This is a genomic window from uncultured Clostridium sp., from assembly GCF_934754915.1.
GTDB lineage: Bacteria > Bacillota > Clostridia > Clostridiales > Clostridiaceae > Clostridium.
In genome coordinates, this window is sequence record NZ_CAKVKB010000031.1 from 25,579 (window position 1) to 34,432 (window position 8,854).

The window sequence follows — 8,854 nt, forward strand, 5'->3', positions numbered from 1 at the left end:
TGTATTTGATAAAAATGCAGAAGTTTTTCATTTTAATGCACATAACTATATATTTCTTGGGAAATATTAATAATGTAATTTCTAAAGAGAAGGTGAAGAGTTATGAAAGCAACAGTAGATAAAGATGGATGTATTGCTTGTGGATTATGTACATCAATTTGCTCAGAATGCTTTGAAATTGAAGATGATGGAAAAGCAGGATTTGTTGTTGATGAAGCACCAGCTGAATGTGAAGAAGCTGTTCAGGAGGCAGCTGATAGTTGTCCTGTAAGTGTAATTTCAGTTGAAGAATAAAAAGTGCAAATTAAAGAAGTCATTGTAATAACGGATGTTTTTAACAATGACTTCTTATTCATTAATAAGAAAATTATAGACAGTCTATAATATTGAATTTATTAAAATTATCATTTTTTGATTTATGTGATATATAGCTGTTTGAAATCTGATTAGAATTTACTTCATATTTGCTTATAGGATTGTTTGGAAGAATATTAGAAGGAATAGTTGAGAAATTGTCATTTGAATCAACTACTATAGCATCTTTATAATTTGAATCTAATACAAAGTTTTTCATAAATAATCTCCTTTTAATTATTGAAGTTAATTATTTATTATTGTTAACAAAGTTAATATATATATACAAAAAAGAGTTTTATCTTAAATAAAGTATTGATAAAACTCTTTTTTACTTATAAATATAAATCGCTATATATTATTTTAAATACATCTAAAGAATCTTCTATTTTTGATTTTAATATTTTTTTCTTATTTTCAAATTCTTTTAATCCCTTTTCCGTAATTTTATAAATTTTTTGGAAATGCTTATGAGGATTATCCCATTCTCCAATAATAAGTTCATCTTGTTCCATACGTTTTAAAAGAGGATAAATTCCTCCAGTACTTGGTGTCCATTTCCCATTTGTTTTTAAACTGATGGTATGTGATATTTCATTGCCATTAGTAGGAGATAATGATAATAAATATAATACATATATAGGAAGCAGACCTTTTGTGAAAATCTGAACTGACGATTCTTTTTGTTTTTTAGATTCCTTTTTTAAGGCAGAAATTTTTTTCTTATATTCTTCATATAGTCTTTTTTCTTCAGCTTTAATATAATCCATATTTGGAGCCTCTGAATTGTTCATATATTAGTCCACCATCTCTACAATAAAACCAACAAGACCTGGACCAGTATTAACTCCAAGAGCAGGACCAATCATTCCGCCTAAATTACATTCGATTAAGTTTTCAGAATCTTTGATAGCATTATATAGTAAATCTGCTTTATCAGGAGCATTTCCATTCATAATCCAGACTTTACATTTACTCTTAGTGAGATATTCGTTTAATATACTTGATAATTTGGATATAGATTGCTTAATTCCTCTTATTTTTGCACAAGTATGAAATCCATCATCTTTTATTGTTATTATTGGTTTTATATTTAGTGCTTCTCCAATTGTTCCTGCAACTTTACCAATTCTTCCGCCTTTTTTTAAATAAGTAAGAGTGTCTATAGTAAAAAATACATCTATTTTTTCTTTTATATTAGGAAGAGCTTTAACTATTTCATCAAAGGATTTTCCATCTTCAATTAGTTTTGCTGTTTCTAAGACCATTGCACCTTCAGACATTGTAAGAGTATGCGTATCGAAGACAAATGTAGTAATTCCTTCAACACTTTCAGAAGCAAGTCTGGCAGCGTTAAATGTACCTGAGAAGCAATGGGAAATTGTTAATATTATTGCATGAGTATATCCATCAGATTTTAAATTTTCTAATAGATTAGTAAATTCACTTATACTTGGAAGTGAAGTTGTTGGAATTTCTTTTGGAAGCATTTCATAAAGCATTGAAGGTGTTATGTCTACACCATCTTTATATTCTTTATCTGAAAATATTATTTTAAATGGAAGAATATTTATATTATACTTTTTTACTAATTCTGGATTAATATCAGAAGCACTATCTGTAATCAATGCGATTTTTTCCATTTTCAATTCTCCTTTTGATTTAGATTATTTATCCTAATTATATCACTACTGATAATATTATCAATAGTGATATAATTATCAGTAGTGATATAGTTAAAATTTTTACACAATTGAGTATATCTTTTTATTATGAGATGAAATTACTTTAATATTAGAAGGTAAGCAAATCCTGAATATTTTTAAATAAGTCAAATTTAATATAAGCATAAAAATTAATCAAATAGTAAGATAATCATATCTATTTAAAGATAATTAAAATATAGAAGGCAAAAAATAAAAAATTAAAAGCATTGCGTATGAATATCTTATACAGTATAATAGTACGGTATTAATTATACAATATGTTGTATCATGGAGGGAAAAACAATGCTATATGTTGTGAAGAGAGACGGAAGAGAAGTAGAGTTCAATTCTGACAAAATAGCTCAAGCTATAAAAGGATCAGCTAATGAAATCGGTTTGGCTCTTAAGGAAAGTGAAGTTTTAACTACGGTTGCAAAGGTAACAGATTATATTGAAGTTGAGCATAAAAAATCTGTAACTGTTGAACAAATACAAAATTTTGTAGAAAGAGCTTTACAAGATGAAGGGTATATAGATATAGCAGTTGCTTATTCAACATATAGACAGGAAAGAACTAAAGTAAGAGAAATAAAATCAGATTTGATGAAGGCGATTCGTAAAATTGGGGTAGAAACAGATAGAGATAACGCTAATGTAGGAAATAATTTTAGTTCTAAATTATTAAGAATAGCATCTGAATCTAACAAATGGAATACACTTGCAATTATGCCTAAGAAGTTAGCAAGAGCTCATGAAATCGGAGATTTATATTATCATGATTTAGATAGTTATAATTTAACAGTTAATTGTCTTCATATACCAACTAGAGAAATGCTTACAAATGGATTTAATACAGGATATGGAACGATTAATGCACCAAAAAGAATAGAAACAGCAGCAGAATTATCTTGCATATTATTACAATCTACTCAAAATGATATGTTTGGAGGACAATCACATCCAGATTTTGATAATGATATGGCTATTTTTGTACAGCCAACGAGAGATGAAGTTAGAAAAGAATTAGAGGAATTAGAAATTTCTGCTGATAAAATAGATGATTTAACTGAAAAGAAGGTTAATAAGAGAATTCATCAAGCTATGCAAGGTGTTGTTTATAATTTAAATACAATGCATTCAAGAGCAGGATCACAAGTTCCTTTTAGTTCAATTAATCTTGGACTTCCTGAAAGTAGAGATGCAGCGTTAGTTTGTGAGATATTCCTATTAGAATATGAAAAAGGATTAGGAAAGGGAGAACAACCAATATTTCCTAATATAATTTTTAGAGTTAAAGAAGGAGTTAACAGAGAACCAAACGATCCATATTATTATCTTTATGAATTGGCATGCAGGGTAGCAGCAAAGAGAATGAATCCTACATTTATGAATATAGATGCAGATTTTAATAAGGAATATTATGATAAAGGATATGTTCCAGCAACAATGGGATGTAGAACTTACCTTATGAAAAATATAAATGGAGAACCAGGATGTAAGGGAAGAGGAAATATAGCTCCTACAACTCTTAATCTGCCAAGAATAGGTCTTCAAGCAAAAGGTGATATTGATAAATTTTTTGATATATTAGACTCAAGACTTGATTTAGCAAGACAGTCATTACTTCATAGATATGATGTTTTAAAGAATTTAAGAGTTAAGGATTTACCATTTGTTGCAGGGCAAGGACTTATGAAAGGCTCAGAAGGTTTGGGACCAGATGATTTAATTGAACCAATATTAAAGCAAGGAACTTGGGGAATTGGCTTTATAGGATTAGCAGAAACATTAGTTGCTTTAACTGGAAAACATCATGGAGAAGATGAAAATTCCAGAGATTTAGGAATCAAAATTATAGAACATATAAGAAACTATTGTGATAAGTTAACAGAAGAATATAAATTAAACTGGAGTTGTTATGCTACACCAGCAGAAGGACTTTCAGGGAAATTTATAAAACAAGATCAAAAGATATTTGGAAAAATAGAAGGCGTAACAGATAAGGAATACTATACAAACAGCTTCCATGTTCCAGTAGCATATCCAATATCAATTAAAGATAAAATTGATATTGAAGCACCATATCATAAACTTTGTAATGGAGGACATATAAGTTATATCGAAGTTGATGATGCTCCATCTGGAGAAGCTGTAATGGATATAATAAACTATGCATACAAAAAAACTAACATAAGTTATATGGGAATTAATTTTCATATAAGATATTGTAAGAATTGTGGAACATATTTACAGGAACATCAACATGAATGTCCTAAATGTAAGAGCACTGATATTCAAGGAATTTCAAGAGTAACTGGATATCTTAGTCTTGATGAAAGATTTGGACCAGGAAAATATCATGAAAGAGAAGATAGAATATCTCATACTGAAAATCATAAAAATCATTACTAATTAATAATGGTGTGACATATTAAGAAAATTGACTTTATTATGTAGTTAATTAATATTTATGTCACATCATTACTTTTTTTACTTTTGAAAAAGAATATTTATAACTAAATAAGCATAAAAATTAAAAGAATGCAATAAATGAAAAAAATCTTGCAATAAATAACCATAATAGCAATAATAAATACCTAAAATGCTAGTACAGTGAAGGAAGAACTTGTAATGATTGCAAAAAGAATTTATAATACTTGTATGCTTATGCTATAATATGATATTATAGTTGTATGTTATTAAAAAGAAAAAATAGGAAGAGCAGTAAGTAAAAATTAAAGATGGGGGAATTAACATGGTAGTTAATGATAAAGAAGGAAAAAAGATTACTATAGTAGATACGACTCTTAGAGATGGGGAGCAGACAGCTGGAGTAGTTTTTGCTAATGAAGAGAAAATTGTTATAGCTGAAATGTTAAGTGATTTAGGAGTAGACCAATTAGAAGTTGGAATTCCTACAATGGGCGGAGATGAAAAGGAAGCTATAAAGGAAATTGTAAAGAGAAATTTAAAGCCAAGTATAATGGCTTGGAATAGAGCTGTAATTAGTGATATAGAACAATCAATAGATTGTGGAGTTGATGCTGTTGCAATTTCAACATCTGTTTCAGATATCCATATCCAACACAAACTTAAGAAATCAAGAGAATGGGTATTAGAAAATATGGTTAAGTCTGTTGAATTTGCAAAGAAAAATGGATTATATGTTTCTGTTAATGGTGAAGATGCATCAAGAGCTGATCAGGAATTTTTAATTCAATTTATAAATGCAGCAAAGCAGGCTGGTGCTGACAGATTTAGATTCTGTGATACTGTTGGTATAATGGAACCATTTGGTCTTAAGGATAAAATACAATATCTTCATGATACTACAAAGTTTAATATAGAAATGCATACTCATAATGATTTCGGAATGGCTACTGCTAATGCGTTAGCAGGTCTTCATGCAGGAGCTACACATGTTGGAGTTACTGTAAATGGACTTGGTGAAAGAGCAGGTAATGCTGCATTAGAAGAAGTTTTAATGGCTCTTATGATAGTATGTGGATACAAAGGTGAAAATATAAATACAAAGATGTTTAGAGAAGTATCTGAATATGTTTCAAGAGCATCAGGAAGAGAATTACCTAAGTGGAAAGCAATTGTTGGTACTAACATGTTTGCTCATGAATCAGGAATTCATGCTGATGGTGCATTAAAAGATCCTAAAAATTATGAAGCTTTTGATCCATCTATAGTTGGACTTGAAAGACAGATTCTTATAGGAAAACACTCAGGAAGAGCAGCTATAGTTAATAAATTTAAAGAATATAATATTGATCTTACAGAAGAAGAATCTAAGGGAATATTAGAACTTGTTAGATCTACATCAGTAAGATTAAAGAGAACACTTTTTGATAAAGAAGTTGTTCAATTATATAAGGAATATCATAGAAGATTAAAAGAAGAAAAATAAAATAATTTTTTAAAGTAAAGCATATTCACTATATAGAAGATGAGTCTTTATAGTGAATATGCAATTGCCATTGCCAAAAAATTTAAATTTAAATACATAAATAAGCAATAGGGGGATTACTAAAGTGGGAGATAACTTAGTATACAAAATTTTAAAGAGTCATATTGTTGAAGGTGAGTTAAAAGCAGGTGAGCCAGTTGCTTTAAAAATTGATAAAACTTTGACTCAAGATTCAACAGGAACTATGGCATATCTTCAATTGGAAGCCATGGGAATAGACAGAGTAAAAACAAAAAAATCAGTAGCATTTGTTGATCACAATATGTTACAACAAGGTTTTGAAAATGCTGATGACCATAAGTTTATTCAAACAGTAGCATCAAAATATGGAGTATATTTTTCAAAACCAGGAAATGGTATATGTCATCAAATCTTCTTAGAAAGATTTTCAACTCCAGGAGATACTTTAATAGGATCAGATAGCCATACTCCAACAGCAGGTGGAGTTGGTATGCTTGCTATGGGTGCAGGTGGATTAGATGTTGCATTAGCCATGGGTGGTGGTGCATATAACATCAATACTCCAAAAGTTGTTAAGGTTGAGTTAACAGGTAAATTAAATAAGATGGTATCTGCAAAAGATGTAATACTTGAAGTATTAAGAAAACTTACTGTAAAAGGTGGAGTTGGTAAAGTATTTGAATATGCAGGAGAAGGTGTTAAGAGTCTTTCAGTACCAGAGAGAGCAACTATAACTAACATGGGTGCAGAACTTGGAGCAACTACTTCAATTTTCCCAAGTGATGAAAGAACTTTAGAATTCTTTAAAGCTCAAAATAGAGAATCTGATTGGATAGAATTCAAACCAGATGAAGATGCAGTTTATGATGAAGTTGTAACTGTTAATTTAAGCGAATTAGAGCCATTAACAGCAAAACCACACATGCCAGACAATGTAGTTAAAGTTAAAGAAGCTGGTAAGATTAAAGTAGATCAAGTGTTTATCGGAAGTTGTACAAATTCATCATACATGGATTTGATGAAGGTTGCTAGAATATTAAAAGGTAAAAAAGTTAATCCTAATGTAAGCTTAGTAATCGGACCTGGTTCAAGACAAGTTATGGAAATGATTGCTAGAAATGGAGCATTAGCAGACATAATTAGTGCAGGAGCAAGAATACTTGAAAATTCTTGTGGTCCATGTATTGGTATGGGTCAAGCACCAGGAACAAATGGAATATCTTTAAGAACTGTAAACAGAAACTTCTATGGTAGAAGTGGAACATTATCAGGACAAATATACATTGTCAGCCCAGAAACAGGTGCAGTTTCTGCAATAAATGGATATTTAACTGATCCAAGAGAAATGATTAATGATGTTGATTTAGACATTGAAATGCCAGAAAAATTCATAATAGATGATTCTATGATATTACCACCAGCACCAACTAATGCAGAAGTAGAAGTTGTAAGAGGACCAAATATAAAACCATTCCCAATAGGAAAGCCATTAGGTGAAGAAGTAGATGGAAAGGTAGTTATTAAAGTTGAGGATAATATAACAACAGACCATATTATGCCTTCAAACTCTAAATTATTACCATTTAGATCTAACATTCCTTATCTTTCAGAATTCTGTTTCAGTACAATAGATGCAGATTTCCCTAAGAGAGCTAAAGAAAATAATGGTGGATTCATTATTGCAGGAGAAAATTATGGTCAAGGTTCAAGTAGAGAACATGCTGCATTAGCACCTCTATACTTAGGAATCAAAGGTGTTGTAGCTAAATCATTTGCAAGAATTCATAAAGCAAACTTAATCAATAACGGTATAATTCCATTAGAATTTGAAAATGGAGCAGATTATGACAACATTGATTTATTAGATGAATTAAAAATTGAAGGAATTCAAAATGCTTTAGAAAACGGAAAAGTTATAGTTAAGAACTTAACTAAAGGAACTCAATTTGAAGCAGTTGCTGATTTAGCAGAAAAAGAAATCGAAGTAATTAAAGCTGGCGGAAGATTAAATTACGTAAAACATAATGCATAGAATATAGCTGTGTATTTTTCGAATTAATAATACTAAAAAATATGAGGTTCAGAATATATTTTCTGAATCTCATATTTTATTATAAAAAAGTATATAAATCATCTAGAGCTGGGAAGATTAATTATGAAACTTTGAAAAATGAGTTCATTAAGATAAGTAAAGATGAAATTAGTTATATAATAAATAAAGAGTAAATTTATAAATAGGAGCTTAGACGATATGGATAAGAATATAAGATTATCAGGAATTGCGTATGAAAGTCTTGTAAATGGGCCAGGAATGAGAAGAGTGTTTTTTGCACAAGGCTGTAGACATAAATGCAAAGGATGCTTTAATCCTGATACACATGATTTTAAGGGTGGAGAAGACCGTAATATGGATGAATTAATAGAAGCGGTTTTAGAAAATCCAATGCTTAGAGGTGTTACTTTTAGTGGAGGAGATCCATGGGAGCAGGCAGATAAGTTTGCATATATGGCTAAAAAATTTAAAGAAAATGAATTGAATGTCTGGAGTTATACAGGATATACATATGAATATATATTGGAACATAAAGATGAAAGAAATGGCTGGAATGAACTTTTGAATAATATAGATGTTCTTGTAGATGGTAGATTTGAAGAAGAGATGACACAAGAAGGGCTAAAATTTAGAGGTTCATACAATCAAAGAATTATTGATGTAAAGGAAAGTTTAAAAGAAGGAAAAATAATAGTTTTAGAGTATTAATATATTACAATATATTTTAGGGGGGCTTTTAACAGTTAAAAATAATCTATACAAATCTATAAAAATATATTTGTATTTATGATATAATCTTATTGA

Annotated in this window: 8 protein-coding genes; 5 read left to right on the forward strand and 3 right to left on the reverse strand. The window is 29.6% G+C overall.

What is annotated here, in order from left to right; all coding sequences use genetic code 11:
- Positions 1 to 102 precede the first annotated feature (102 nt).
- Complete coding sequence (locus tag Q0F58_RS07205; protein WP_294374314.1) at positions 103 to 294, forward strand: ferredoxin; 192 nt, start codon at positions 103 to 105, stop codon at positions 292 to 294.
- Positions 295 to 367: 73 nt separating this feature from the next.
- Here Q0F58_RS07205 and Q0F58_RS07210 read toward each other — a convergent pair whose 3' ends face one another.
- The 3 genes from Q0F58_RS07210 to Q0F58_RS07220 all read right to left on the reverse strand — a co-directional run bounded on the left by Q0F58_RS07210 (position 368) and on the right by Q0F58_RS07220 (position 1,997).
- On the reverse strand, positions 368 to 574 hold the full coding sequence (locus Q0F58_RS07210) for a hypothetical protein (protein ID WP_294374317.1): 207 nt from the start codon (positions 572 to 574) through the stop codon (positions 368 to 370).
- 115 nt (positions 575 to 689) lie between these two features.
- A complete protein-coding gene (locus Q0F58_RS07215) occupies positions 690 to 1,148 on the reverse strand; it encodes a PadR family transcriptional regulator (protein WP_294374319.1) in 459 nt (152 codons plus the stop codon).
- 3 nt (positions 1,149 to 1,151) lie between these two features.
- Positions 1,152 to 1,997, reverse strand: a complete 846-nt coding sequence (locus Q0F58_RS07220; protein ID WP_294374322.1) for a DegV family protein — start codon at positions 1,995 to 1,997, stop codon at positions 1,152 to 1,154.
- 366 nt (positions 1,998 to 2,363) lie between these two features.
- Between Q0F58_RS07220 and Q0F58_RS07225 the strand changes: the two genes are divergently transcribed.
- The 4 genes from Q0F58_RS07225 (at position 2,364) to nrdG (ending at position 8,758) form a co-directional block, all read left to right on the forward strand.
- Entirely contained in the window at positions 2,364 to 4,472 is a 2,109-nt protein-coding gene (locus Q0F58_RS07225) for an anaerobic ribonucleoside triphosphate reductase (protein WP_294374324.1), read from the forward strand.
- Positions 4,473 to 4,815: 343 nt separating this feature from the next.
- A complete protein-coding gene (gene nifV, locus Q0F58_RS07230; protein ID WP_294374329.1) occupies positions 4,816 to 5,976 on the forward strand; it encodes a homocitrate synthase in 1,161 nt (386 codons plus the stop codon).
- A 124-nt stretch (positions 5,977 to 6,100) separates the two neighbouring features.
- Positions 6,101 to 8,029: an aconitate hydratase gene (locus tag Q0F58_RS07235; RefSeq protein ID WP_294374333.1), complete on the forward strand. Its 1,929-nt coding sequence runs from the start codon at positions 6,101 to 6,103 to the stop codon at positions 8,027 to 8,029.
- 219 nt (positions 8,030 to 8,248) lie between these two features.
- Positions 8,249 to 8,758, forward strand: coding sequence for an anaerobic ribonucleoside-triphosphate reductase activating protein (gene nrdG, locus Q0F58_RS07240; RefSeq protein WP_294374336.1), 510 nt, complete (start codon positions 8,249 to 8,251; stop codon positions 8,756 to 8,758).
- Positions 8,759 to 8,854: the final 96 nt, after the last annotated feature.